This window comes from Cohnella cellulosilytica (genome assembly GCF_042431195.1).
In the GTDB taxonomy this organism is placed as follows: Bacteria; Bacillota; Bacilli; order Paenibacillales; family Paenibacillaceae; genus Cohnella; species Cohnella cellulosilytica.
The window spans coordinates 228,886-255,633 of sequence record NZ_JBHMDN010000010.1 but is presented as its reverse complement, the minus strand read 5'-3'; the positions used below and the strand labels follow the sequence as shown (position 1 = coordinate 255,633).

At 57.8% G+C, this 26,748-nt stretch carries 27 protein-coding genes; 24 read left to right on the top strand and 3 right to left on the bottom strand.

The features are described from left to right. The first annotated feature begins 4 nt into the window (after positions 1–4). Both ACFFT4_RS07240 and ACFFT4_RS07235 read left to right on the top strand, forming a co-directional pair. A complete protein-coding gene (locus ACFFT4_RS07240; protein WP_378046294.1) occupies positions 5–160 on the top strand; it encodes a hypothetical protein in 156 nt (51 codons plus the stop codon). A 104-nt stretch (positions 161–264) separates the two neighbouring features. Continuing rightward, positions 265–765: a hypothetical protein gene (locus tag ACFFT4_RS07235; RefSeq protein ID WP_378046292.1), complete on the top strand. Its 501-nt coding sequence runs from the start codon at positions 265–267 to the stop codon at positions 763–765. An 87-nt stretch (positions 766–852) separates the two neighbouring features. Here ACFFT4_RS07235 and ACFFT4_RS07230 read toward each other — a convergent pair whose 3' ends face one another. Continuing rightward, positions 853–2,040: an oxalate decarboxylase family bicupin gene (locus ACFFT4_RS07230; protein ID WP_378046290.1), complete on the bottom strand. Its 1,188-nt coding sequence runs from the start codon at positions 2,038–2,040 to the stop codon at positions 853–855. A gap of 119 nt (positions 2,041–2,159) precedes the next feature. Beyond that, positions 2,160–3,035, bottom strand: a complete 876-nt coding sequence (locus ACFFT4_RS07225; protein WP_378046288.1) for an AraC family transcriptional regulator — start codon at positions 3,033–3,035, stop codon at positions 2,160–2,162. Positions 3,036–3,190: 155 nt separating this feature from the next. Between ACFFT4_RS07225 and ACFFT4_RS07220 the strand changes: the two genes are divergently transcribed. The 14 genes from ACFFT4_RS07220 to ACFFT4_RS07155 all read left to right on the top strand — a co-directional run bounded on the left by ACFFT4_RS07220 (position 3,191) and on the right by ACFFT4_RS07155 (position 16,293). Next, the gene (locus ACFFT4_RS07220; protein ID WP_378046286.1) at positions 3,191–4,573 is read left to right on the top strand and encodes an MATE family efflux transporter; all 1,383 of its coding nucleotides are present in this window, start codon (positions 3,191–3,193) and stop codon (positions 4,571–4,573) included. A 142-nt stretch (positions 4,574–4,715) separates the two neighbouring features. Then, positions 4,716–5,165, top strand: a complete 450-nt coding sequence (locus ACFFT4_RS07215; protein WP_378046285.1) for a Dps family protein — start codon at positions 4,716–4,718, stop codon at positions 5,163–5,165. An 84-nt stretch (positions 5,166–5,249) separates the two neighbouring features. Beyond that, positions 5,250–5,684, top strand: a complete 435-nt coding sequence (locus ACFFT4_RS07210) for an RrF2 family transcriptional regulator (RefSeq protein ID WP_378046283.1) — start codon at positions 5,250–5,252, stop codon at positions 5,682–5,684. A gap of 149 nt (positions 5,685–5,833) precedes the next feature. After that, a complete protein-coding gene (locus tag ACFFT4_RS07205; RefSeq protein ID WP_378046282.1) occupies positions 5,834–6,280 on the top strand; it encodes a MarR family winged helix-turn-helix transcriptional regulator in 447 nt (148 codons plus the stop codon). A gap of 147 nt (positions 6,281–6,427) precedes the next feature. Then, entirely contained in the window at positions 6,428–7,054 is a 627-nt protein-coding gene (locus tag ACFFT4_RS07200) for a nitroreductase family protein (protein ID WP_378046280.1), read from the top strand. A 36-nt stretch (positions 7,055–7,090) separates the two neighbouring features. After that, complete coding sequence (locus ACFFT4_RS07195) at positions 7,091–8,041, top strand: ring-cleaving dioxygenase (RefSeq protein WP_378046278.1); 951 nt, start codon at positions 7,091–7,093, stop codon at positions 8,039–8,041. Next, a complete protein-coding gene (locus tag ACFFT4_RS07190; protein ID WP_378046276.1) occupies positions 8,038–8,661 on the top strand; it encodes an alpha/beta hydrolase in 624 nt (207 codons plus the stop codon). Before ACFFT4_RS07195 ends, ACFFT4_RS07190 begins: the two co-directional genes overlap by 4 nt. Before the next feature lie 860 nt (positions 8,662–9,521). After that, complete coding sequence (locus ACFFT4_RS07185; RefSeq protein WP_378046275.1) at positions 9,522–10,778, top strand: MFS transporter; 1,257 nt, start codon at positions 9,522–9,524, stop codon at positions 10,776–10,778. Positions 10,779–10,829: 51 nt separating this feature from the next. Further along, a complete protein-coding gene (locus ACFFT4_RS07180; protein WP_378046274.1) occupies positions 10,830–11,255 on the top strand; it encodes an SRPBCC family protein in 426 nt (141 codons plus the stop codon). Next, positions 11,242–11,598, top strand: coding sequence for an ArsR/SmtB family transcription factor (locus ACFFT4_RS07175; protein WP_378046273.1), 357 nt, complete (start codon positions 11,242–11,244; stop codon positions 11,596–11,598). The genes ACFFT4_RS07180 and ACFFT4_RS07175 overlap by 14 nt, the downstream gene beginning before the upstream one ends. A 220-nt stretch (positions 11,599–11,818) precedes the next feature. Next, positions 11,819–11,962: a hypothetical protein gene (locus ACFFT4_RS07170; protein ID WP_378046272.1), complete on the top strand. Its 144-nt coding sequence runs from the start codon at positions 11,819–11,821 to the stop codon at positions 11,960–11,962. A gap of 102 nt (positions 11,963–12,064) precedes the next feature. Then, complete coding sequence (abc-f, locus tag ACFFT4_RS07165) at positions 12,065–13,771, top strand: ribosomal protection-like ABC-F family protein (protein ID WP_378046271.1); 1,707 nt, start codon at positions 12,065–12,067, stop codon at positions 13,769–13,771. A 64-nt stretch (positions 13,772–13,835) separates the two neighbouring features. Next, complete coding sequence (locus ACFFT4_RS07160) at positions 13,836–14,114, top strand: alpha/beta-type small acid-soluble spore protein (RefSeq protein ID WP_378046270.1); 279 nt, start codon at positions 13,836–13,838, stop codon at positions 14,112–14,114. Positions 14,115–14,430: 316 nt separating this feature from the next. Then, entirely contained in the window at positions 14,431–16,293 is a 1,863-nt protein-coding gene (locus tag ACFFT4_RS07155; protein ID WP_378046269.1) for an LTA synthase family protein, read from the top strand. 137 nt (positions 16,294–16,430) lie between these two features. Here ACFFT4_RS07155 and ACFFT4_RS07150 read toward each other — a convergent pair whose 3' ends face one another. Further along, positions 16,431–18,731 carry a helix-turn-helix domain-containing protein gene (locus tag ACFFT4_RS07150; RefSeq protein ID WP_378046443.1) on the bottom strand — a complete coding sequence of 767 codons (2,301 nt, stop codon included), beginning with the start codon at positions 18,729–18,731 and terminating at the stop codon, positions 16,431–16,433. Between the two features lie 122 nt (positions 18,732–18,853). Between ACFFT4_RS07150 and ACFFT4_RS07145 the strand changes: the two genes are divergently transcribed. The 8 genes from ACFFT4_RS07145 (at position 18,854) to ACFFT4_RS07110 (ending at position 26,691) form a co-directional block, all read left to right on the top strand. Further along, positions 18,854–20,377, top strand: coding sequence for an extracellular solute-binding protein (locus ACFFT4_RS07145; RefSeq protein WP_378046267.1), 1,524 nt, complete (start codon positions 18,854–18,856; stop codon positions 20,375–20,377). Positions 20,378–20,553: 176 nt separating this feature from the next. Then, complete coding sequence (locus ACFFT4_RS07140) at positions 20,554–22,110, top strand: extracellular solute-binding protein (RefSeq protein ID WP_378046266.1); 1,557 nt, start codon at positions 20,554–20,556, stop codon at positions 22,108–22,110. A gap of 97 nt (positions 22,111–22,207) precedes the next feature. After that, positions 22,208–23,176, top strand: coding sequence for an ABC transporter permease (locus tag ACFFT4_RS07135; protein WP_378046264.1), 969 nt, complete (start codon positions 22,208–22,210; stop codon positions 23,174–23,176). 18 nt (positions 23,177–23,194) lie between these two features. Further along, the gene (locus ACFFT4_RS07130) at positions 23,195–24,070 is read left to right on the top strand and encodes a carbohydrate ABC transporter permease (RefSeq protein WP_378046262.1); all 876 of its coding nucleotides are present in this window, start codon (positions 23,195–23,197) and stop codon (positions 24,068–24,070) included. 84 nt (positions 24,071–24,154) lie between these two features. Further along, entirely contained in the window at positions 24,155–24,790 is a 636-nt protein-coding gene (locus ACFFT4_RS07125; protein WP_378046260.1) for a TVP38/TMEM64 family protein, read from the top strand. A gap of 27 nt (positions 24,791–24,817) precedes the next feature. Beyond that, positions 24,818–25,315: a hypothetical protein gene (locus ACFFT4_RS07120; protein WP_378046259.1), complete on the top strand. Its 498-nt coding sequence runs from the start codon at positions 24,818–24,820 to the stop codon at positions 25,313–25,315. A gap of 125 nt (positions 25,316–25,440) precedes the next feature. Continuing rightward, positions 25,441–26,037 carry a Uma2 family endonuclease gene (locus ACFFT4_RS07115; RefSeq protein WP_378046257.1) on the top strand — a complete coding sequence of 199 codons (597 nt, stop codon included), beginning with the start codon at positions 25,441–25,443 and terminating at the stop codon, positions 26,035–26,037. Between the two features lie 57 nt (positions 26,038–26,094). Further along, positions 26,095–26,691, top strand: a complete 597-nt coding sequence (locus ACFFT4_RS07110; RefSeq protein ID WP_378046256.1) for a Uma2 family endonuclease — start codon at positions 26,095–26,097, stop codon at positions 26,689–26,691. Positions 26,692–26,748 lie beyond the last annotated feature (57 nt).

Below are 26,748 nucleotides of genomic sequence, written 5' to 3'. Positions count from 1 at the left end.
CGTCTTGTCAGAGCTGTTCAAAGCGTTGGCCGATCGCATGCCGGGGACGTCGGTCCTTGTCAACGCGGCGCTGTCCGGGCTTGTCCCGTGGATCGTCTACAAAATCAATCAAGCGCTGCATCGTTACGGAGACCCTCCGTGGAAACGCGAAAAAAATTAACGAAATCCGATCTGCCGCTGGACGGAAAGGGATGCCGGAAGTACAATCAATGTAAGCGCAATCATGTATCGGCACCCGGAACGATTCCTGTGGAGGCGATCGAAATGGGTACTCGTTTGTTGACCGAGCAGTTGATTAGAGGGCAGTATCCGCAGCTTAAATACGTCCGGGCGCATACGACCGGACGGAATGCGGCGACGCTGTACGCTTGGAATGAAAATCTGGAGCTTTCGGAGGCCGAGGCGGCCGAGCTGAAGAAGTTCGCGCATAACGGATTGACGTCGTTCATCTGCTTCCGGGTAAAGGCGTATTCGCAGCTTCGGGAGGACCGCGTTCCCGGGGAGGGCCGGCTTCCGGAGCGGATCGCCCGGGCGGCCGTCGATCCGGAACTGGGACCGGACGAGGTCGTTGCCGCGATGAACGCGACGATGGTTTCGGGCACGGTGACGTATCGCCGGTACGATTACTGTTCGGGAACGCTTCATTTCGATGTGTTCGCCGACAAGGCCGCAGCGGCGGAAGAGAAGGAGCTGGCGCGCCGCTATTTGAGCGAGATGATTCCGCTCGGTACGCGCTGCGAGCTTGCTTACCGCTTGTTTGGGTAGCTGCGCGAGCGTTCGCAAGGTTCGTAAGCGCAGCATAAAGGGGACCAGCCGCCGGATCGGCTCCGGAAGGGCGGTCCCCTTTGTCCGTCATCGGGACGTCGGCGGCGGATATTTGACGACCGGCCATTTGACTTTGCGGAGCGCGTCCATGAGCTCGGGGCCGACGTGAAGATTGTTGGCGACGAGCGGGGCCGGGGTGAGCGCCATCCATTGGTTCAGCGAGACGTCGGCGAAGCGGTCACTCTTGAACATCTCGAGAAACCAGACGCTCGTATTGCCGGTATTCTGGATGTAGTGGCCGAAGGCGAACGGGACGTAGCCCACGTCGCCCGCCCGATAGTCGAACGTGCGAGCCACGCCCTGGCCGGAGAAAACGGTCATGCGTGCGGTTCCGGACAAATAATACTGCCATTCGTCGTTGTTCGGGTGCCAGTGAAGCTCGCGCATGGCGCCCGGCTTGATCTCGACCAGGGCGGCGGCAATCGCCTTGGAGACGGGGAAGTTGCGGGAATCCGCGATGCGGACGGTGCCGCCAGGAGTGACGATCGGCTCTTGCGCGAGCAGCCGATGCGTCAGGTTCTGAGGAATTTTCCCCTGGGGATCGCTGACGGTCTGGGTCTCGATTGGTCCGGGCACCCGGTCCTGATAGATGTACCTCTGGCGGTCGGGAATCGAGGCGAACGCGCTCTCGGAGACGCCGAAGTTGGCGGCCAGAACGTCCCGGGGCGTATGCGCGAACCAGTCGGAGAGCGACAGGGTGTTGATGTCGGAGAAGCTGCCGTCGTCGAACACGAGCAGAAATTCGCACCCCTCCTCCAGACCTTGAATGGAATGCGGGATGCCCGGGGGAAAGTACCACAGATCGCCCGGTCCGATATCGCCGACGAAGTTTCTGCCGTCCTGATCGACGGCGGTAATCCGGGCGCGCCCGGAAATCATGAACGACCATTCCGCCTGCTGATGCCAGTGCATTTCCCGCACGCCTCCGGGAGTCAGCCTCATGTTGACCCCGGCCAGCGTCGTTGCGATAGGAAGCTCGCGTACGGTCACCTCTCTCGACCAGCCTCCGTGATTAAGCTGCATGTGCGTATCCGAGAAAGAAAACCTCATATTGGGCAGCGTTCCCGAATCCGTCTCGGGAGGGACGAGCATATCGGGATTCTCCAGATCGCGCATCACGTCGCGCGGGCCGGTGTCGGTCGCCCCCGCCCCGTCCTTGCGTATCGGCTGCGGGATCGCTCCGCCTCGACCCGGGATACGCGAGGCTTTGTCCATAGTAAAACTCCTCTCTGGTAGCCGGATTTCCCCTGCACGACATATATAGCGGCATTCGTGCCAAAATATGCGCCGATATCGGCTTCGGCCGTTTTCTAGGGCGTGTATGCATACACGCCCTAGGAGAATCTCTGCCGATATTCCCGCGGGGACAACCCTTCCGTTCGCAGAAAGCACGAGCTGAAATAGGGCGTCTGGTTAAAGCCCACCTCCTCGGCGATGCGGGCAATCGAATAGTCGGTCTGCATGAGCAGCAGCTTGCTCTGCTCGATCCGGTAGCGCAGCAGGTAAGCCATCGGCGACAAGCCGTATTCTCTCCGCATGCAGCGCGCGACATAGACCGGATGGAAGCTCAGGGCTTCCCCCAGCGACCGGGCGGTAATCTCTTCCCGGTAATGGCTGCGAAGATAGGCGGCGGCCTGCTCCGCGCATGCGACAGAGGGAGACGCGAGCTGGGATTCGATGCTTGCGGAGAGCTGGCGGAGCGCCTCCTGGAACAGGAGCTGCTGATGAAACCGCGATACGTTCAAGTGCGCTTCCGGTCCAAGGGAGAGGATCTGGTCCATCAGCTCCTCGAACTTGCCGGGCTGCGCCAGCTTGACGAATTGGGGCAGCACGAGCTGAAAGGCGTTGGCGTCGAATTTGTAGGCCTCGTCGCGGTCGTCGTAAGGCTCCGGCGACCGGCTCGGCGGAACGGTTTCCGTCATCCGCCAGTCGCCCATCGTCCGAAAGTGCAGCCAGTAATAATCGGTGTTCGTCCGGCAGCCCTCCGTCGCGTAGTGGAAGGCGTCGGGGCGAAGGATCAGCGCGGTGCCTTCCGCGACCTCGTAATGGCAATCGTCCTCCCCGATATAGAGGCATCCCTTCCTTACCGCAAGCATGTCGAACAGGCCGATATGGCGTCTGCTCATATGTCTCTCGCCGACGGTAAACTTCGTGCGCCCGCTCGCGATATAATGCGGCAGCGGCGGAAGGGTGAATTCCAGCAATTTCATGCGCAGGCTCCTTATTCGACGAGGTTTGAAAAATGAAAGAAAGAGTTTGAAAACTGAACCACGAGTTTCATTATTGCCACTATAATTTGTTTTGCGCGCAAAGTCTAATCTGCGCGGAATAAATGAAGCTGATTGGCTTGGCAGGAGTTGTAAACGTGAAATCGAAGCGAAATCCCTATGGGCTGTGGACGCTGGCATGGCCCATTTTTATCGAAGTGCTGCTGCAGACGCTGCTCGGAACCGCCGATACGGTGATGGTCAGCCGCATATCGGACGACGCAGTGGCGGTCGTCGGTCTGTCCGCCCAGTTGTTCAGCGCCCTCACGACGCTGTTCATGACGATCTCCGGCGGCGCCGGCATTCTGATCGCGCAGAAGCTCGGGTCCAGGCGGAGCGAGGACGCCAGAGCGATCGCGATCATGGGGCTGACCGTCAGTGGAGGGATCGGCCTGGCGATCAGTCTGGTGCTCTATACGCAGGCGGCCAACCTGGCCGGCTTGCTGAACGTCTCCGCGGAGCTGCTGCCGCTGTGGAAGGTGTACGTCTCCTATTTCGGAGGCGGGATGGTGCTGACCGCCCTGATCGCTGCGCTGAGTACGGCGATCCGCAATACGGGCAACACGAAAACGCCGATGTATATCGGCATCGCGATGAACGTCATCCATATCGCGATGAACTACGCGCTTATATTCGGAAAGTTCGGTCTCCCGGAATGGGGACTGTTCGGCGTGACGGTGTCGGGCAACGTCAGCCGGCTAATCGCCGTCCTGCTGCTGTTCTACGTTTTCATTTACGCGTTCGACCGCAAAGTCGGCTTTAAGGATTTGTTCCTGTTCAAGCCGAAGCTGTTCAAGGAAATCGTCCATATCGGCTGGCCGCTTGGCGTGAACATGTCGGGATGGGTATTCTCGCAGCTGGCGATCTATACGTTTATCGCGATGCTCGGCGCGGCCGAGTTGGCGACGAAGACGTATATGAACACGCTGGAGTCCTTCTGCTTTATGCTCGGGTACGCCATCTCCCTGGCCGTTCAGATTCAGGTCGCCCACCTGTTCGGAGCGGGGAAGACGCGGGAGGCCTACGTCGGGGCATACCGCGCGCTCGCGATCGGCCTGGGTCTGGCGACGGCGAACGCGCTGCTGCTTCTGGCGGCTGGCCGTTATTTGCTCGGATTATTCTCGGGCAACGAAGAAATCCTGACGTTGGGCGCTTCGCTGCTGGCGCTTAACCTGCTGCTCCAACCGGGCAAGGTGCTGAACATGGCGCTGAACAACGCGCTTAACGCGGTGGGCGACACCCGGTATACGATGGGGATCGCGCTCTTCTCCCTGGCCGTTGTGGCGACGGCCGGGTCGTATGTGCTGGGCATTCAAGCGGGCTGGGGATTAACCGGAATTTACTGCTGCATGATTGCCGACGAATGGGTCCGCGGCATTTTCGTGCTCCGGCGATGGAGGGGGCAGAAATACTTGCGCAGGGCGGAAGCGGCCTCCCGTCGGCCCGAGTCTCTGGCTTCGGAGACGGGTTTGTCGCTGTGATCCGGCGGAGGATCGGCGAGCGGCGGGTCTTCATTTAATCTTCATGAAACCTTCATCTCATGTTCATGTCGGGCGAAGGCTTCCGTGCTACAATTAACTTATATTTAGATCAAGTATAAATTATAAAACGGGAGGAATTCACATGACCGCGAACACGATGACCGTAAACGCTGTTCTGAATCAACAAGTCGCCAACTGGACCGTTCTCCACACGAAACTTCACAATTACCACTGGTACGTGAAAGGCCCGCAATTTTTCACGCTGCACGCGAAGTTTGAAGAGCTGTATACCGAGGCGGCGGAGCATGTCGACGCCCTGGCGGAGAGGCTGCTGGCGATCGGCGGAAGCCCCGTCGCCACGTTGGCCGGCAGTCTGCGGCTGGCGAGCGTGCGCGAAGCGGAAGGGGGCGAATCGGCGGAACGGATGGCCGCCGCTATCGCGGAGGATTTCGTCCAATTGGCCGGAGAGCTGCGGCAGGGCATCAAGATTTCCGAATCGCACGACGACGAGGATACGGCGGACCTGCTGCTCGGCATGAAAACAAACCTGGAGAAGCACGCCTGGATGCTTAACGCGTTCGTCGCCCGCTGATCCGACGCCGATCCTGCCCCGATCCGGGAGGCCGGTTGCGAAACGCGGAGAATCGAGTACAATAGACGGATAGGAGGTGAGGCCATGGGCGCTTCTATTCGTCCGATCGGTCCTCCGCGTTTTGCGGTTGCCGTTCATATTCTGGTCGGGCTGGCGCGCAGCGGCTGCAATCTGTCCAGTACGACGATCGCGGATCAGGTTCATTCCCATGCGACCTTCATGCGCAGAATTTTGGCCCGCCTGGTTCATGCCGGGATCGTGGAGGCGCGCGAAGGCCGGGACGGAGGATACCGGCTGAAGCTGCCGGCCGAGCAGATTACGCTCGCAGACGTGTTCGCGGCGATTCGCTGGGACGGAGCGGAGGAGACGGATGGTTCAGGAGACGATAAGGCGGAGCCGTCTTACGGCGAGGTCGACTGGAACGAGCGGGTCGACTTGGCGTTAATCGAAATTATGAGCGGTATGGATCGTCAAATGCTCGACTATTTAAGCCGACATACGATTTCGAGCCTGGTTTGAACGAGGGGGTTCGGATCGCGGAAGTGTTTTCCGTGGGCGCGGGCGGTCGAAAAAGCATCTTGACATTCTTTCGCATTTGATATATCTTAAATTTAAGATAAATGAATTAAAGATAAAATGAACGCTTTTACGGAAGGAGGGTGCGTGCGATGACGGATGGGAAGCGGGATGAGTCGCTCGCCCTTTTTATCGCCCTCAACAGGGCCAGTCAATGGGTGAACGCCCATATCGACAAGGATATCAGAGGGTTCGGCCTGAACCGGACCGAATTCGGAGTGCTCGAGCTGCTGTATCATAAGGGCTCCCAGCCGCTTCAGCAGATTGGCGGCAAGGTGCTGATGAGCAGTGGCAACATTACTTACGTCGTGGATAAGCTGGAGCAAAAAGGGCTCGTTCGCCGCAGAGCCTGCACGGAGGATCGGCGTCTCGTGTACGCGGACATTACGGATTCGGGCCGGCAGTTGATCGAGGACGTATTTCCGAAGCATGCGGAAGTCATTCACCGGGCGGTGAGCGGCCTGAACGAAGAGGAGATGAAGACGGCGGGCGCGCTGCTCAAGAAGCTGGGTAAAGCGGCGGAAGAGGGATTCAAGTAGAGGAGCCTCCGTCCTCCGTCTGTCGCCGCTTGGATGATCGGTTTTCCGCTTTCGACGACACGGCCTCGCGCCGGGGACGAGAGCGATTATTTTTCCTATAAATCTTAAATTAAAGATTCTTAAATTAGTTGCAAAGGGCGGAGAGAGATGAGCCATTTCGAGAACTTGGTGAAGGAACGCAGATCGGCGATGAAGTTCGTCCCGAACGTGGAGATTGCCGAACGCGAGTTGAATGAAATGTTCAGCCTGACGAAATTCGCGCCATCGGCGTTTAATTTGCAGCATGCGCGCTACATCGTCGTGAAGGACCCGAAGCACAAGAACGAGCTGTACGAGGCGGCGAACAAGCAGTACAAGGTGCTGAGCGCTTCAGCCGTTATTCTCGTGCTGGGGGACACGGAAGCCTACCGGAATGTCGGGCCGATTCACGAAGGACTGCTGAATCTGGGCGTCATGAGCAAGCAGGAGTACGATATGACGGTCCAGTCGGTGCTGTCGTTCTACGAGGAACGGGGAGAGTCGTTCCAGCGCGAGGAAGCGATCCGCAGCGCAAGCTTGTCGGCGATGCTGTTCATGCTCGCGGCCAAAGACAAGGGATGGGATACGTGTCCGATGATCGGCTTCGATCCCGCAGCGGTCAGCCGCATCCTGAATATCCCCGATACGCATTTGCCGGCGATGATGATTGCGATCGGTCACGAAGATACGTCAAGCCAGCGGCCGCGCGGCTATCGCAAGCCCGTAGGCGAATTCGTAAGCTACGACGGTTTCTGAAAGATTCGCGACTATGGATTAAGGAGAGGGTAGAAAATGACACAGCGCACAACAGGCATTCACCACGTTACGGCTTTCGTCAGACATGCGCAGGAGACGGTTGATTTTTACTCGGGAGTGCTGGGGCTGAGATTGGTTAAAAAGACGATTAACTTCGACGCGCCGGAGGTCTACCATCTGTATTTCGGCAACGACGGGGGCAGCCCGGGAACGGTCATCACGTTCTTCCCTTGGCCGACTTCCCGCAAGGGCCGCATCGGGGGCGGGCAGGTTGGCATTACCTCTTACGTCGTGCCGGTCGGAACGCTGGGCTTCTGGAAGGAGCGCCTTGCGAAATTCCGTATTCCGACGACGGAGACGAGCCGCTTCGGGGAGAGCCTGCTGCAGTTCGACGATCCGGACGGCTTAAGGATCGAGCTGGTCGCGCGGGAAGCCGGACCGGCGAGCCGCTGGGCGTTCGGAGGCGTCCCGGCGGACAAAGCGATCAAAGGCTTCGGAGGCGCGCTGCTGCTCAGCACGGCGCCGGACCGGACGGCGGCAGTGCTGGAGAACGTGATGGGGCTGCGCAGGCTCGCGCGGGAAGGCGACTACGTTCGCTTCCAGGCGGCCGGAGACTTGGGCAACCTCATCGACGTGAACGTCGCCCCCGCGGCCCCGGGTATCGGCGGAGCGGGGACGGTGCACCACATCGCCTGGAGAGCTGCGGACGACGAAGACCATGCGCGCTGGAGAAGCCTCGTCGAAGAGAGCGGCTTCCATCCGACTCCGTTTATCGACCGGCAATATTTCAATGCAATCTACTTCCGCGAGGAAGGCGGAATCCTGTTCGAGATCGCGACCGATCCGCCGGGTTTTGCGCGGGATGAGCCGGCGGAGACGATGGGCGAAAAGCTGATGCTGCCGGATTGGTACGAGCCTCATCGGGAACAGATCGAACAGGGGCTGACGCCGATCGAAGTCCGGGTATTGGAGGAGGATCGCCAATGAAACATATTTATCGCCAAGGCTCCGCTCCGGGAGCGCCGACGCTTCTGCTCCTGCACGGAACGGGAGGGACCGAGAACGACCTGCTGCCGCTGGCCGAGACCGTCTCGCCGGGCTCCTCGGTGCTGAGCGTGAGAGGCAGTGTGCTCGAAAACGGCATGCCGAGGTTTTTCCGCAGGCTGGCCGAAGGGGTATTCGATCTGGAGGATCTCGAATTTCGCACGAAGGAACTGTACGACTTTCTCGATTCGGCGGCCGCCGAGTACGGCTTCGATCGCGGCAGCGTGGTAGCGGTCGGCTATTCCAACGGCGCGAATATCGCGGGCAGCCTGCTGTTCTACTACGCGGATGCGCTGAAAGGGGCGATTCTGCACCACCCGATGGTTCCGCGGCGGGATTTGCGGCTTCCGGATCTCTCGGGCGTACCGGTCTTCATCGGGGCGGGAGAGAACGATCCGATCTGCACGCCTGGTGAGACGAGAGAGCTGCAGGAACTGCTGGAGGGAGCCGGAGCGAAGGTGGAAGTACATTGGGAGCGATTCGGACATCGTCTGACGGGCACCGAGGCCGCGGCAGCGGCGGAATGGTTCGCCCGGCGCTTCGGAGAAGGCGGGCTGGCGTGATAGGGACGCGATCCGGACGCGATTCGGAGGGAGCAGGCAGCGGGCGACCGCTGTCTGTTTTTTGCGGCTGACCAATTGACGTACCTGACACTCGCCAGAACCTTTTGCCCGAATGGGCTTGCGTAACGGTCTGTCAGACCGCTAAAAGCGGGCGTTTGCCCGAATGGGCGAGCGTAACGGTCTGTCAGACCGCTAAAAGCGGGCATTAGCCCGAATGGGCGAGCGTAACGGCCTCTCAGGCCGCTAAAAGCGGGCAGTTGCCCAAATGAGCCTCCGTAACGGCCTCTCAGACCGCTAAAAGCGGGCGTTTGCCCGAATGGGCCAGCGTAACGGCCTCCCGGACCGCTAAAAGCGGGAATTGCCCGAATGGGCGAGCGTAACGGTCTCCCGGACCGCTAAAAGCGGGCAGCTGCCCGCTTTGGCCTGCCGGGACGCAAAAAGGGTGGGTTGAGTAGGGGGGCGCGATTCCTTGGAGTTCATGTATGCGAATTGGTAAGCCAGGGCAACTAAAATGATCGCAAAAAGATGGGGATATATCTCCTGTAGAGCGGAGCGCCTGCCTCATACGGTCATGAAATTACCCTGTCACGGGTTAATCCATTCCTGATTTCATGACCGCGCTTCGGGGTCCCCGGAAAGTAATCGGAATAAGCTTCGAAGCTTCTCGTCACTTTCTGGGGTACATTGCAGCGGAAGGAGATATATCCCCATGTTAATAAATCGATCATTTTTTGTTGTTGCCCCCCTAATGGCTCACGAGACAGCCTCTCGTGTCGGAGGAAAAGGACGGTTTCCGAACGCTTTTTTGGGGCAGGTTATTACGGTGCATCGCATTCCGCCGCAACCCGAAGGAGAGATTCATGGACATGCGACGACAGCATCGAGACGGGCGATTGGACGGCCAGACGCAGCTCCTGCTCGCGGTTAACGGACTTTTCGTCATGGCGACCGCTCTGTCCGGCACCTATTTCGGCATTTACATTTGGAAGGCCAGCAACGATTATTTCAAGCTGGGATGGTTTACGCTCATTACCCATCTGTGCATGGGATTGACGTTCTGGATTGCCGGCAATTCGGCCAAGGAAGGCAATAAGATGATCCTTCTGAGGCTGGGGATCGCGATTTCCGCCGTTTTTTACGCTTTGGTGCTGCTGCTGAAGGGGAGCGCCGTTCATTACATAGGCCTGCTCGGCGTCGTGCAGGGAGTCGCGACGGGACTGTTCTGGCTGGCTTACAACGTCGTTTATTTCGAGGCGACCGAGCCCGACAACCGGGACAAGTTCAACGGCTGGTCGGGCACGATCGGCTCGCTGATCGGAATCGTCGTTCCCTGGACCTCCGGCTGGCTGATTTCCCGCATCGGCGGGGAACGCGGCTACCGGGCCATCTTCATCGCCTCGGCGTGCGTATTCGTAGCGGCGATCCTCACGAGCTTCTTCGTTCGGAACCGCAGAACGTCGGGCAACTATCACTGGCGATGGCCGTACAGGCTGCTCCGCGGACGGGATTCCGTGTGGCCGTCGGTCATGGGCGCATTGGCTTCCCAAGGCATCCGGGAGAGCGTGTTCGGAGTGATCATCGGCGTGCTGATCTACGTCCAGACCGGCAGCGAGATGAAGCTGGGCAATTTTATGCTGCTGACGTCGGCGGTCGGGTTCGCGAGCTTCCTGTGTACGGGAAAATGGCTCAAGCCCCGGTGGAGAACCCGGGGGATGCTGGTGGGCGCGATTGCTCTCATTGCGGTCATCCTGCCGATGTTCGCGGGATTCAGCTACGCCACTCTGCTTGCTTTCGGCCTTGGGGCGGCGCTGTTTTTCCCTCTCTATATTTTGCCGATGACCGCGGTCGTGTTCGACTTGATCGGGAAGGACGAGGAGAGCGTCCAGAGAAGGGTGGAATACGTCGTGGCCCGCGAGCTGGCGCTGAATGTCGGACGCATCGTCGGCATGGCGGTATTCATGGGCGTTATCTACGTCAGCAAGACGCCGCTGGCGATGAAGTGGCTGCTGCTGGCGGTTGGCAGCTCTCCGCTGATGAGCTGGCTGTTCATGCGTAAAGTTCTGGCCGCCGGCGTGCGCGGAAGAAGAGTTGACGTGAAACCTAAAGGTGTCGTATAGTAGAGAGGAAATGAAACCAAAAGGTTTCCTAATGTAAGGGAGGATATTTTCATGACTCATTCCGCTAACGACCGATTGCCCGACATCCGCCAGACGCAGCTGTTCAACGCCCCGATCGAGAAAGTGTGGGCGGCCGTCTCGACGGCCGAAGGAATTGCCGTCTGGTTTATGCCGAGCGACTTCCAGCCGATCGTCGGCTACGATTTCCATCTTGATGCCGGACCTTACGGCAAATCTTCGTGCAAGGTCACCGAGGTCGATCCGCCTAACCGCCTGTCCTTTAACTGGGGCAAGGACTGGTACGTGACGTTCGAGCTTGCGGACAAGGACGGCCAGACCGAATTTACGCTGATTCACGGCGGTTGGGCCGCGGAAGGCGCGACGGAGTTCGGCGAGCCTCACGAAGTCGTGCGCGAGCGCATGAACGGAGGCTGGGTCGGAATCGTGGCGAAGCTGGGCGAGTATGTCCGAGCTTAACGCCGTTTCCGCGACGCAGAAGCACGATGTCTTCCAGGCGATCGCCGATCCGACGCGGAGGGGCGTACTTCGGCTGCTGGGCGACCGCGAGCTTCCGGTGAACGTGATCAGCAGCCATTTTCCGATGTCGCGCACGGCCGTCTCCAAGCATCTGCGCATTCTGTCCGAGGCCGGGCTGGTGAAGGAGCGCAAGGTCGGCCGGGAAACGCGCTACCGGCTCGACCCCGATCCTCTAAGGGAGCTCAAGAGCTGGCTGGCGTACTATGAACGCTTCTGGGAAAACAAACTCGACGCTCTCAAACGTTTCGTCGAGGAGGACGGCGCTCCTTCCTCGGCCGATTAGGCGCGGTGGGTCCCCTTTTTTGCTTAACGGGATATAATTGTATAATTACATTTAGATTTAATTATATAACAAGGAAATTAGGATTCGATAAAACCGAATGGGCATACCGGATAAAGGGGGGCGTCAGTGTGCGCACGGCGAGGGCGTCGGCGCTCTTGCATCGCCGCCCCCTGGCATGGTATTCTTCGGTTATCTATTGACGACGGGAGGTGAAGGCAGGATGAATCGAGAGTTCGTGAACAATCAAGTAAGCCGGCTGCCGCTTGCGATGGCCGGCATCGTTCATGGCGTACGCGAAGACGGGAGAAGTCTGTCCATTTGCGGCCATACGATGTCACAACTCGCGAGAAGGTTCCTGCCTTGACCGAAACGGATCGGCATATCCGAACGGACACGGGGAATTTTCCTTGTGTCCGTTTTTTATTGCCATGCGGGAACCTCCTCCGATACTCGGGAGGAACCGGATATGTTAACGATAAATTGTCAAAACGTACGCAAGTACAACGCTGCCCGACTCGTGCTGGACGGCGTGACCTTCGAGCTCCGTCATGGAGAGAAGGCCGGTCTCATCGGCCGCAACGGAAGCGGCAAAACGACGCTGCTGCGCCTGATCGCGAAGCAGGATGCACCGGACGAAGGACAGCTCGCCGTGCGCAAAGACGCGAAAGTCGGCTATTTGGAGCAGATTCCCGCCGATTCGGCGCATCGCACCGTTTACGACGTGCTGGCACTCGGCTACGAGGAACTGCTGAATTGCCGGGCGGAAATGACCGAATTGGAGAGGCGGATGGCGGAGCCGTCGGCCGGGGACGACCCGGCTCGTCTCGAGACGCTGCTGCGGCAATATTCAACGCTGCAGGAGCGCTTTGAACGGGAGGGCGGCTACGAGCTGGACGCGCATATCGACCAGGTTGCGGGCGGTCTGCGGATCGGCAGGGACTGGTACGAACGCGATTACGCTTCGCTGTCCGGCGGAGAGAAGACGAAGGCGGCGCTCGCTTCCCAGCTGATCCGCAAGCCCGATCTGCTGCTGCTCGACGAACCGACGAACCATCTGGACATGGGGAGCGTCGAGTGGCTGGAGGAGTTTCTGCTCAAATACGACGGGGCCTGTTTGATCGTCTCCCACGACCGTTATTTTCTGGACCGGGTCGTCACGAAGATCGTCGAGCTGGAAGACGGGGAGTCGCTGGTTTTCCACAGGAATTACACAGGTTATATGAAGGAAAAGGAAGCGCTGCTTCTCCGGCAGTTCGCCGACTATCAGGAGCAGCGGAAGAAAATCAAGAAAATGCGCGAGACGATCAAGCAGCTGATGGAGTGGGGCAGAATCGGCGATAACGGCAAGTTTTTCCGCAGAGCCGCTTCCATGCAGAAGGCGCTGGACCGGATGGAGAAGGTGAAGCGTCCGGCGATCGACCGCAAGGAAGCGGAGTTCGAGCTTAGGCCGACGAATCGATCGGGCAAGCAGGTTGTCGTGCTGGAAGACGTGGTCAAGCGATACGGGGAGGCCGATATTCTCGGAGGCGCTTCGGCGCATCTGGAATACGGCGACAAGGTTATGCTGATCGGCGACAACGGCGCGGGCAAGTCGACGCTGCTCAGGCTGATTCTCGGCGAGGAGGAAGCGGACGGAGGCGAGCTGAGACTCGGCTCGCGGGTCGAGATCGGCTACTTGGCGCAACAGCAGGCGCCGGACGATTCGAAGCAGCCGATGCTGGACTATTTTCGGCGGGAGGCCGGCTTGGAGGAGGGAGAGGCCCGGTCCTGTTTGGCGGCTTACCTGTTCTACGGAGCGGAGGTGTTCAAGCCGGTCGGCCTGCTCTCCGGAGGGGAGTGGACGAGGTTAAGATTGGCGCTTCTCGTCCTGCGCAGGCCGAACCTGCTCGTGCTGGACGAACCGACGAACCATATGGACATCGCGTCGAGAGAGGCGCTGGAGGAAGCGCTTGAGGAGTATCCCGGCACGATTCTCGCCGTCACCCACGACCGCTATCTGATCAACCGGCTGGCGCGGAAAATTTGGGAGCTGGACGCCGGACGGTTGACGATCTATCTGGGCGGCTTCGACGACTACAGGGCGGAGAAGAGGCGCAGACGGTCGGCGGGAAGCGTGCCGACGCCGGTAACGCCTCCGGCGCGCGGCCGCCGGACGTCAAGCTCCGAGGAATAATTCGCGGCCGTCCGGGAACGATAGCATCGACAAAAGGCGTTCCAGGACGGAGGCGATTGAACCGATGGCAAGAAGGAGACGGAGACTGGCCGTGCCGGGAGCGGAAGAAGGCGTCAGCGCGCTCAAGGCGGACGTCATGCGCAAGGAAGGCTACCCGGTCGATCCGCAGCGTCCGGACGAGGTCAAATACGAGGTCGCCAAGGATATCGGCGTTCCGCTGAAGCCCGGCGACAACGGCAAGCTGACGACCGAGGAAGCCGGATCGGTCGGAGGCAGAATCGGCGGAGCGATGGTGCGCGAGATGATTCGGCTGGCGCAGGAGCAATTGACGCGCAGACGGTGAAAAACAGAGGAGCGAAGATCTCTGCGGGGGCTCTTCGCTTTTTTCATGCCATTTTCACAATATACGGTCTTACAGCTGGAACGGCCAAGCTTAACAGGAGGTTGAGCGTGCCGTATAATGAACAAATACGTTGCCGACCGATTCGACTCCAGGACGAACCTGCATGCACATTGGCGGGTTTTTTTGATCGGGTTTTTCAAGCCGCGCGATTGCGGGTATATGAATCTTAAGAAACTTTAAGAAACCGGCGGCGTAGTAATGCGATAGAATAATAGAAAAAGGTTCACCGCAATTCGGTAAGGGGGATGATGCGGACATGAATCTGTTGATTAAGCTGAGCAACAGAAGATTTATTGTTTTTACGCTGATTTTGATGCTTAAATGCTGTCTGGCCTGGTTTGTCGTATTCGAGAACGGTCCTTCGATGGCGACGATGCTGACGGAGATTCCGTTTTTCTGGGTCGTTTTCTGCCTGATCGAATGGTTCGCGCCCAAGCGCAAGCTGCTTTATTACACGATCGCCAACCTGCTGTTTACGCTGCTTTATTTTACGGTGCTGATGTATTACAAATATTACGGCGTTATCGTAACCTATCACGCGCTCAACCAGGCCGACAAAGTCGCCCAGGTGGGAGACAGCACCTATTCGTTGATGGATCCGTATTATTTGCTTATTTTCGTCGACATTCTCGTTCTGGTATTCATTCCGTTGTGGCTGAAAAATCGTGCCAAGGGCATTCAACTGCACCTGCGCCCGATCAGCCGCACGGCGCTGTCCGTGCTGTTCGCCGTGTCCGTCGTATTGTGCTTTTTCAGCATTTGGCCCAACCGCGCCAGCATGAACGAGAATAAGCAGGCCGAGGAAATGGGCATTCTGAATTACGAGTTCTACACGATATTCGCCGACGACAAGACCGACGCCGCGATAGTGGATATGAGCGAGATCACCCAGGAGAAAATCGACCGGCTGAAGGGCGTCGTCCCCTCCGGGGAAAAGAATTACTACGGAGCGGCCAAAGGGAAAAATCTCATTATTATTCAGATGGAGTCGCTGCAAAACTTTCTGATCGGTCTTCGGGTCGACGGCCAGGAGGTTATGCCGAACCTGACCCGGCTGGCCGGGGAGGATTTCCGCTACGACAAGTTCTATACGATGGTCGGACAAGGGACGACTTCCGATGCCGAATACACGGTAAATACTTCACTGTACGTGCCCAAGCACGAGCCGGCGACCAAGAACAACGTGAAGAAGGATCTGCCGAGCCTGCCCAAGCTGCTTCAAGCCCAAGGCTATGATACGGCTACGTTCCACACGAACGACGTCAAGTTCTGGAACCGGACCGAATTGTACCCGGCGCTCGGCTTCGACCGCTACTACGACAAGAGCTTCTTCGGAGATACGGATCATATCGCATTCGGTTCATCCGACGAGGTGCTGTACGCCAAGACGATCGACGAGCTGAAGAAAATGGACGAGAGCGATGCGCCGTTCTACGCGCAGGTGATCAGCATGAGCGCGCATCATCCGTACAATCTTCCGGAAGAGAAGCTGCGCATGACCCTTCCCGAAGAGATGCAGGGATCGATGATCGGGCGTTATATCGCAGCGCAAAATTACGCCGATTACGCGCTGGGCGCCTTCATCGACGATCTCAAGAGCAGCGGGCTGTGGGACGACAGCATCGTTCTTCTGTACGGCGATCACCAAGGGCTGCCGGTATATTCGATGAGCGCCGACGAGCGCGCACTGATGCTCGAATTGCTCGGCCATGAATACGGATATGCCGATATGTTCAACATTCCGTTCCTGATGCACGTTCCCGGCGTCACCTATCCTTCGGTGATCGAACAAACGGGAGGACAGGTAGATATTCTGCCGACCGTAGCCAATCTGGTCGGCGTTCCTCTCGACGACCAGCTCCATTTCGGGCAGGATTTGCTTAACTCGGGCTCCAATGTGCTGCCGATGAGGCATTTCCTGCCGACCGGCTCGATCGTGATGGATACCGGGGTGTTCATTCCGGGCAACGATTACGAGGACGGCACGGACTACCCGTTCGGCGGAGCGGAGCTCCCCGAGGGCAGCGGCGCTTCCCGCGGCGAATACGAGCGCGCGCTCGAGCTGCTTAACTTGTCCGACAGCTACGTGAAGCAGTTGCCGGACCGAAATCCGCAATAACGATAGGCCTTCTCTATCCGCAATAACGACAACAGGCCGTCTCTATCCGCGATGCAAAAGGCGGACGGAGGCGGCCTTTTGCATCGCGGAAGCGCGCAGCGTATGGACGTGCCCGCGTAAATCAATGCGGGGGACGATCAGGCCCGTAGCCTCCGTTCCCGGTATTGCCCCGGTGTCATGCCCTCCTGTTTGCGGAAGGAACGGATGAAGTTTTGCGGATTGTTGTATCTGAGCCTGGCCGCGATGTCTTTGATCGGCAGGTCGGTCTCCGTCAACCATTTCTTGGCCATGCCGAAGCGATAGGCGGAGAGGTAATCGCTGAAGGACACCTGAGTTTCCTTGCGGAACACGCTGCTTAAGTAATTGGCGTTGTAGTGCAGTCTCGTCGCGCACTCCTCCAGCGTCAAGTCGGTGTCGTAATAATGCTGTACAAGATCGATGATCTGCTCGGAGATGTTCTGGTACTGGGCCTCCTGGCGGTCCCCGAAGGCGGCGATCATCGGGGCGACGACGGAAGACCGGAACCACTCCTCGATTTCGGGAACCGTGTTCAACGCCAGCAGCTGCTCGAACAAGGAGCCCCCGGCCCGGGGAAGCTGAATTCCCGACTCCTGGGCGACGATGAGCAGATTGTTAAGCAGCCGGATCAGCGGAAGCTGGCATTCCTGCGGGGACAGCTCGGCCTGGAATACGGGCCGGAGAAACTGACCGAGCAGATCGCGCGCTTTGTCCTCCTCCGCCAGCTTGATCGCGTCGATGAGCTCGTTTTCGATCAGTGCGGGATAGTTGAGATTGAGGAACGGATGGCCGGCATTCAAATTGCCGTATTGGATAATGATGCCCTTCCCCAGCTTCAGCCGGTGCTTCAGCGCGTCCAGCCCTTCGCGATAGCCGGCCTCCAGCCGGGCGAAGGAATCCAGCGGAAGACTTAGGCCGATGCTGGTCTGCAGCTCAAGATAGCGGCCGACGTTCTGCTGCAGCTGCTCGGCGGTTTCCAGAAGAGCAGCATTGAAGCCGTCCGCCTCGGGGTCGGAGCTGCCCAGCACGACGATGACCGTCCCGTCGACCGTAACCGGCGTCAATCTCCGGGAGAACGGAATCATTTCCTCGACGATATTCTGGATCGCGAACAGCAGCAGCTCCAGGTCCTCCTTGCCGTAGCGGGTTTCCTCCAACGCGTCGATCTGCATCGTCAGTACGACGAGCCTTCTCCAGCCGGACAACTGCTCCCCGAAGCCGAAGCGATGGAATAGCTCCGTCAGCTCGCCGGGCTTGAGATTCCCCTGAATCGCTTTGATCAGATAATAGGCCCGCACCTGCCCGAGATGCTGGCGGGCTTCCTTCTCCAGGCGCGACTTGGACTGGAACAGATGGCTGACGTGTTCTCCGATCAGCCCGAATTCGTCCTTCCTGCGCTTGTCCGCCCCGGTTAACCCTTCGCCCAGCTGCTTAAGCAGCGTTTGAACCGGCGAATAGATTCGTCTGGAACCGAGCCAGACGAACGCAATCGCCGCGACGAGCAGGAACAGACAGATGCTTAGCGTGTAGAAGCCGATTTTATCCGATTCTTTCGTAAGGCTGGACAGCGAGATCAAAGCTACGTAGGTCCAGTCGTTGTAGGGAGAACGATAATAGGCGACGGAGTATTCCGCGCCGTTGATTTCCGTGCGGATTTGGCCCGAGGTCCCTTTCATTTCGCCGGAGCGGACGAAACCGGCAGCCGAGACGGGTCTTCCGATCATCGCCGGATCGGGATGCGAGAGAATGCGATTGTTTTCGTCCAGCACAAGAGTGGCGTCCGCTTGCTCCGCTTCGTCGTTCAGGAGCGCTTGCAGACTGCAGGCGGGAATGTTCGCCATGGCGAAGCCGTCGGTTTCGAGCCCGTTCACGGGAAGCTTCTTGACCAGGCTGAGCACGTACGGGCAGCCGATGCTCGCGGCGCTTTCTTCGCTGTAAAACCAGCGGCTCGGATAAAGCGTCCAATCCGCCCTTACGCCTCCGCTCATCAAGCCCAGCAGCGCTTCATGCTGCTCATAGCGATCAAACGGATAAAGCCCGGAATTTTTGACCATCCAGTTCTCGCGAACGTTGACCAGAACGACGTCTTCGACGAGCGTATCGAAGGACTGCATATGGCGCAATTCGTTGCGGATGTTGTCATAAGTCATGAAATCGTTTACAGTTAGCGGGTCGGTCATCGCCTTTTTCAGCACGGTCGAGTTGATCGTCTGGTTCAGCGTATGGTTGACAGTCGTCAAAATTTGTTCTACATTGGCATTGATTTGTTTTAATAGCTGTATTTTACCTTCGTTTACATATTTTTGGACTTCGTTGGATGAGGTTGCGTAAGAGAAAAGTCCGATCATAAGAACCGGCACGGTGCTGAGCAGAAGACCGAATACGGTCAATTTGGTCAGGAAGCTGAAGGAACGCGTCATAGTCAATCAACACCTCGTTCGAAGATAGCTTCATTGTACCTAATCGGGCATTTTCAGGACAATAATCATCTGAAGCTTTCATAATCATCAGGCCAGATGCGTCTGTCGCGGAGGGGATCGTTATGGGAAGGATTCAGGATAACCGTTGCCGGAAAGGGATGGGACGGATCGTTCCGCTTTTGGCGGCGGCCATGCTGCTCGGATCATGCGGACGGCCGTCCGACGCATGGAAGGCATCCGGAGACGATTCCGCGATCAGCATCATGGCGCCTCTTCATTTCCCGCATGCGCCCGACTCGGCCATTATCGGGGAGATCGAGCGGCTCACGGGGACGAGGCTTGACATAGAGTGGGTTCCCGACGGAATCTATTCGGACAAGGTGAATACGTCGCTGATGACGAATTCGCTGAAGAAAGCGACGTTCGTCAAATATACGGACTATACCTTCGTCAAAAACGCCGTGCGGTCGGGAGCCTTCTGGGAGATCGGCCCGTATTTGAACCGGTTTCCGAATCTTCGGCGGCTGAATCCGGATATTCTGGAGCAGTCGTCGCTCGACGGCAAAATCTACGGCTTGTATACGGAGAGGCTGTCCTCGCGGCAGGGCGTTATTTTGCGTCAGGATTGGCTGGATGCATTAGGCCGGAAGGCGCCGGCGACGATCGACGAGCTGTACGAGACGATGCGGGCGTTCGCGTACGACGATCCCGACGGCAACGGCCTTGACGACACGATCGGGGTCGCCGATCGCAACGATCTGATCTTCGGCGTGTTCAAGACGATCGGCTCCTACTTCGGGACGCCTAACAACTGGGCGGTACGGGGAAAGGGACTGGTGCCGGAATTCGAAACTTCGGAGTATATGGCGACGATGAATTTTATGCGCAGTCTGTACGAGGAGAAGCTGATTAACCAGGACTTCGCCGTTACAAGCAAGGAGGTCCAGCGGAACCTGTTCATTCGCGGCCAGGCCGGCATGTATATCGGAAGCATGCTGGATGCGCAGCGTCTGGCGGATGCGGCCGTGCGAGTCAATCCCGGGGCGCGGTTCTCGATCGTCAACCGGATCGAAGGGCCCCGCGGCTTTCAAATCTGGTCGATCCCGAATTTCAATGGGCTGTATCTGTTCTCCAAGAAGGCGATCAAGTCGGAGGAGGAGCTTCTTAAAGCGCTGCGGTTTTTCGACCGCTCGATGGAGGGGGACGTCGCGAACCTGATGAAGTACGGCCTCGAAGGCCGCCATTACGAGGTGGAAGAGAACAAGGTCCGTCTGCCCAAGGAAAGCCAGGAGATGAGGAACAACGAGGTCAGCGTCATCTACACGCTGATGATCGCGGATCTGAGCAACCCCAACATCATGAAGATAGGCGAGCAGGACGAGCTGACCGCGCTGGCGGAGAGGCTCAGCGAGGACAATGAGAAATTCATCGTGCGGGACCCGACCGTCGGGCTGAAATCCGACACCTACGACGAGAAGGGCGGCGAGCTGTACAAGATCGTCTCGGACGCGACGTACAACTATATTTTGGGGCATCTGGACGAGGAAGGCTTCAAACGGGAAACGGAGCGCTGGAAAAATGCCGGAGGGCGGGACATCATAAAGGAGTACACGCTGGATTATTTCGGCGGCGGAGACGCGGGGTAAATCGCCCGCGTCTTTTCTGTATCGGAGCGATTTCCGGTGTCCGCGGAAGGCGGAATAATCCTGGCATCGCATGCGACGGAAAACCGTCCGATCCGAGAAGATGATTATATACGTAATCGACCCCGAAGCTTACATTAGGGCTGCAACGACATTTTCCAATCGGAGGTCATGAAGCGATGAGCAAAAGCAGAACGGCAATCCTGCTCGGTCTGGCGCTGGCGTGCGTCCCCGCGCTGGCGGCTTGTTCGGGAGACGGGGCAAAGGAGACGGCGGCGCCGGATAACGGCGCTTCGGCGGGAACCGCCCCGGCGGAGACGGCTTCGGCGGCGCCGGAGCAGGAGGAGCCTGCGAAGATTACGATTATGCTCCCCTTGAATATCGCGGAGACGCCGCCGGATACGGTCGAGAAAGAGATCGAACGGCTGACCGGCACGGAGTTGACCTATCAGTTTTTCCCCGCGGACACGTATGAAGAGAAGCTGAACGCTTCGTTCGCGACAGGCTCGCTGCCTCAGGTGACGTACCTGAAAAACCAGTCCACTTTTCTCGTTATGAAGGATGCGATCCGGGAAGGCCAATTCTGGGAAATCGGACCTTACTTGAACGAATTCGCGAATTTGAACAAGCTGAAGCCGGCGATTCTCGACAATACGAAGGTGGACGGCAAGCTGTATTCTCTGTATGTGGGACGGCCGCTAGCCCGCCAAGGCATGATCTACCGCAAGGACTGGGCGGATAAGCTGGGCCTGAAGGCGCCCGAGACGACAGACGAGCTGTTCGAGATGGCGAGAAGGTTCACGGAGGACGACCCGGACGGGAACGGCAATCCCGACACGATAGGACTGGCGGACCGGAACGACCTGATCTATGGAGCGTTCAAAACGGTGGCATCCTGGTTCGCCGCGCCGAACAACTGGGGGGAGAAGGACGGACAGCTTCTGCCCGAATTCATGTTCCAGGAATACGTAGATGCGATGGACTTCATGAAGAAGCTGCGTGACGGAGGGTACATGAACCAGGATTTCGCGGCGACAAGCAAGACCGACCAGACGAATCTGTTCACGAGCGGCAAAGCCGGCATTTATATCGGCAGCATGCAGGACGTCAATTCCCTGCAGAAGGATTTGGTCAAAAACGTTCCCGAGGCGGTCGTGGATACGCATGCGTTGATCCAAGGCCCGAGCGGCCAGGCGACGACGTGGTCGATTCCCGGCTACAACAACGTCGTGCTGTTCCCGAAATCGGCCATCAAGGACGAGGCGGAGTTAAAGAAGGTGCTGGCGTTCTTCGACAAGCTGATGACGCCCGAGGCAGCGACAACGATGTTCTGGGGAATAGAAGGAGTCCACTATGAGAAAGTGGACGGCAAAGCGAAGGAGCTGGACGACAAGGAGCGAATCGAGCGCGAGGTCAAAGGCTTCAAGGACAGCCTGATCGGAGAACCGGAAACGAACGGTCAGCTCGAGGCTTATCACACGCTCGATGCTCGGATTCACGCGGAGGAGTTCATTGTCGAGAACGAGAAAATCGCCATTCACGATCCGACCGCGGCGCTCGACTCCGCCACGTATGCGTCCGAAGGTCTTCAGCTCCAGGAGCTGATCAAGGACGCGACGTACAAGTATATGTACGGAAGCATCGACGAAGCGGGCTTCCAGGCGCTGGTCGACGATTGGGTCAAGCGCGGAGGCGGCAAAATCATCGAGGAGTTCAACGCGGCCAGAGCCCAATAAGCCGCGGGCGGCTGTCTCCCGAATCTTCCCGGCGCTATCGGGATGCCGGGATTCCGGGGACGGCCGCTCTCGAACTCCGGGGAAAGGAAGAAGGCTAATGCGGCATGCGGAGACGGCCGGGGAAGCGGCGGCGCCGGGATTATCTTTGAAAACGCGCAGGGACGGAGAGCTTTGGCGGAGGCTAAGGCGGAATAAGTGGTTGTATGTCATGATTTTGCCGGGCCTGCTTTACTTTTTGATATTCAAGTACGCTCCGATGTACGGACTGGTCATTTCTTTTCAGGACTTCAAGCCGTACAAGGGGATCGCGGGAAGTCCATGGGTCGGGCTCAAGCATTTCGAACGCTTGTTCACGGAGCCGGATTTTCTGCAAATTTTGGGGAATACGCTGATTTTGTTCGGCATGAACCTGTTGTTCTTTTTCCCGATTCCGATTGTTCTCGCTCTGCTGCTCAACGAGGTTCGCGTGTCGTCGTTCAAGCGAACGGTGCAGACGCTGATCTATATTCCGCATTTTATGTCATGGGTCATTATCGCTTCGATCAGCTACGTGATGCTGACGATGGATGGCGGCATCGTAAACGAATTGATCGCTTATTTCGGCTTTCAGAAAGTGAACTTTCTGCTTAGTCCGGAATGGTTCCGGCCGATGTACATTCTCCAGGTCATCTGGCGGGAGGCGGGCTGGGGCACCATCATCTATATGGCGGCGATCGCGTCGATCGACACCGAGCAGTATGAAGCGGCGAGAATGGACGGAGCGGCGCGGTTCAGGCAGATCTGGCACATCACGCTGCCCGCGATTCGCGGCGTCATTATCGTGCTGCTGATTCTGAAAATCGGGGACGTTCTGGAGCTGGGCTTCGAGCACGTCTACCTGCTGCTCAATTCGATGAATCGCCGAGTGGCGGAGATCATCGATACTTACGTCTATACGGCCGGCTTGCGCCAGCAGCAGTTCAGCTACAGCGCGGCCATCGGATTGTTCAAATCGTTCATCGGACTTCTTCTCGTCGTGCTGGCCAATCGGCTGGCGCGAAAAATGGGAGAGGACGGCGTCTATTAATGCATCGGGGGAATGACCATGATTGACGACCGGACGAGCAGCGGACGGCTGTTCTCGGCGTTGAATTACACGCTGCTGGCAGCGATCGCGCTGGTGTCGTTTCTGCCTTTCGTGCATGTTATCGCGGGCTCGTTCACGACGAACGCGGAGCTGGCTGCCAGCAAGTTTGTCTTGATTCCGAAGGTGTGGAGCGCGGAGGCTTATCGATTTATTTTTTCCACGAACACGATTTTTCGGGCGCTGGCCGTCTCGGCGGGCGTCACGCTGCTGGGCACGCTGTTCAGCATGCTCGTCTCCTCGATGATGGCTTACGGGCTGTCCCGCCGGGACCTGGACGGAAGGAAGCCGATCATGTTCGCCGTCGTGTTCACGATGCTGTTCAACGGGGGGCTGATTCCGACCTTCCTGGTCGTCAAGGAGCTGGGCTTGATCGATACTTACTCGGCGCTTGTGCTTCCGATTGCGGTCAACGCCTTTAACCTGATCATTCTGAGAAACTTCTTCCAGAACATTCCCGACGGGTTGGAGGAATCGGCCAAGATTGACGGCTGCAGCGACTTCGGCATCTTCTTCCGAATCGTGCTGCCCTTGTCGATGCCGGTGCTGGCGACGATATCCCTGTTCTATGCCGTGACGTACTGGAACACTTATCTGAACGCCATTCTGTATCTGGACAGCAGCGACAAGTGGCCCATCCAGGTGCTGCTGCGGCAGATCGTCGTGCTGGCCAGCGGCATCGAGTACAGCTCCAGTCTGGACGGGGCCGTGCCGCCGCCGGACCAGACGGTGAAGATGGCCGTCATCGTCGTGGCTACGCTGCCGATTCTGCTGGTGTATCCGTTCCTGCAGAGGCATTTTGCCAAAGGCGCGCTGCTCGGCTCGATCAAGGGATAGGCCTCCTATTCCGGGGAAGCATCCTTCCGGCGTAAATGGTATAATAGGTCCAATTCCCGCACAGCGGCAACAGAGGCTACTACCATGAGCGTCGTCTCGGAGCTATTGTCCCAGATCAATGAAGAAAATCTAATGGATTTGCTGGAACGTTATCGCGCCTTCGGCCCGCTGCCGGGGATCGCTTTGACGTTCCTTAAGTCGTTCGTGCCGCCTTTGCCCACGATTCTGATCGTCGGGGTGAACGCGGCCGTTTACGGTTTGTGGGCGGGCTTCCTCTATTCCTGGATCGGGATCGTATGCGGATGTCTCGCGACGTTCCTGATCGTTCGCCGGGCCGCGGGGCATCCTTACTTCGTGCGCTTCGCCCGCAAGCCGAAGGTGCAGCAGAGTCTGGGCTGGATTCGCCGCAACGCGTTCAGCTACGTGTTCCTGCTCAGCCTGTTCCCGGTCGGGCCGTTCGTCGTGATCAATATCGCCGCCGCGATCGCGCAGATGAGGCTGCGGTCGTTCCTGATCGCGATTCTGTTCGGCAAGGCGATCATGGTGATGTCGGTGTCGATTATCGGCCACGATTTTACGCGGTTTATCGAACGGCCGTTTGAGTTGATCTACGTCGTGCTGTTCGTGGGGTTATCCCTGTGGATCAGCAAGAAGATCGAGCGGCGTTTTACTCGGGAGGACGAGGCGAAGCCGGCGGTGTCCCCCGAACGGCAGGCCTGATACGATGAAGAAAGGGAGTAACAATTTATGTTGAGTTTCGAAGAGAAGCTGGCGATTATGCAGTCGTTCCCCGAGCTGGAGCGCAGAGACGTATCGCTTGGAAGAGTGAACTTTCATTATGACGGCAGCACGACCGACAAGAAAAACGTAGGTTATCATTTTCACCCGAACGGCAACGGTTACGTGTATGCGGCCGGGCTGGACGGAGCGGAGACGGACGGGAAAGGCTTCGTGAACGTTCGCGATTACGACGAGCAGGGGCTAAAGGAACTTGTCGCCCGCTCGATTCGGCTGCTTGGCGGAGCCGCCGCGTCCGGGACGCCGGCTGCGGAAGCGGCGGCGAATGCGGCGACCGAGGCGAACGAGGAGAGATGGCGGGACGGGGAGGGCAACGAACTGTCGCTGCAGTTTGAAGACGACACGTGGTACCTGTTCTCCGGACTGAATCTGGAGATGGCGTTCGAGACGCGCGAGGAAGCCGAGGAGTACCTGGCGGACGAAGGGTTCGTGCCTGCAAAAAATTGACAACTTGCCGCGACATGCGCCATAATGAAAGAAATAGGTCGAGGAAGCACCTCACAAAGATAAACACAGACGTGTTTCTTTGCCGGGGTGCTATTTTTGTTGAAGCGAAAGGAGTCGGAATGAATATGAAAAAGAAAACGTATGAAGAGCTGATTAAAGAGTCGCCCGTTACTTACGAGATGTACGCCGAGATGGTGGACGACGGCAACCGTTACGAGATTTCCGACGGGGTGCTGGAACTGATGAGCCCGGCTCCGACGACAACTCATCAGTCGGTCAGTCACGAATTGCTATTTTCGCTTAACACAAGCTGCCGCAACGAATACATCATCTACTCCGCGCCGGTCGACGTTATCTTGTCCGCTACGGAGGTCCGGCAGCCGGATCTCATCCTGATCCATCGCAGCAGAATGGACATTATTGAGGAAAGAGGCATCAACGGCGCTCCGGATTTGGTCGTCGAAATTTCCTCCAAGCATTCGCGCAGACGGGACAAGGTGCAGAAGCGGATTGCGTATGCCAAATACGGCGTGCCGGAATATTGGATCATCGACCTCTCCAGTTTTACGTTGGAGCAGTATGTGCTGGAGGGGGAGCGATATGAATTGGCCGAAGTATACGCGGAGGATGAGACAATTCGTTCCCAAGCAGTCGCCTGCGCTTCGTTCAGCATGAACGAGCTTGCGCAGGGTCTGCCTGTGCTTCCGGATAGGTTGAAATAGCTTGCGGCGATTGTCTGTGGGGGACTTCTTTTTGAAGAGGAGGGAGGCGGCATGGACATGAAAAAGAAAACGTACGAAGAGTTAATCAAGGAGTCGCCTGTTACTTACGAGATGTACGCCGAGATGGTCGACGACGGCAACCGTTACGAGATTTCCGACGGGGTGCTGGAGCTGATGAGTCCGGCCCCGACGCCTACGCATCAGTCGTTTGTTTACGAACTGCAGTACAAGCTCAACGCCAGCTGCCGCAACGAATACATCATCTACTCTGCGCCAATCGACGTCATTTTGTCAGATACGGAAGTCCGGCAGCCGGATCTCATCATGATCCATCGCAGCAGAATGGATATTATTGAGAAAAGAGGCATCAACGGCGCTCCGGATTTGGTCGTCGAAATTTCCTCCAAGCATTCGCGCAGACGGGACAAGGTGCAGAAACGAATTGCATATGCCAAATACGGCGTGCCGGAATACTGGATCATCGACCTCACTAATTTTACATTGGAGCAGCATGTGCTGGAGGGGGAGCGGTATGAATTGGCCGAAGTATACGCGGAGGATGAGACGATCCGTTCCCAGATAGTCGCCTGCGCTTCGTTCAGCATGAACGAGCTTGTGTGGAGCCTGCCTGTTCATCCGGATTTGCTGGATTGAGGTGTCATAGGGTGTATGCATACACGCCCTAGGAGAATTAGGGGACAACGGTGAAAC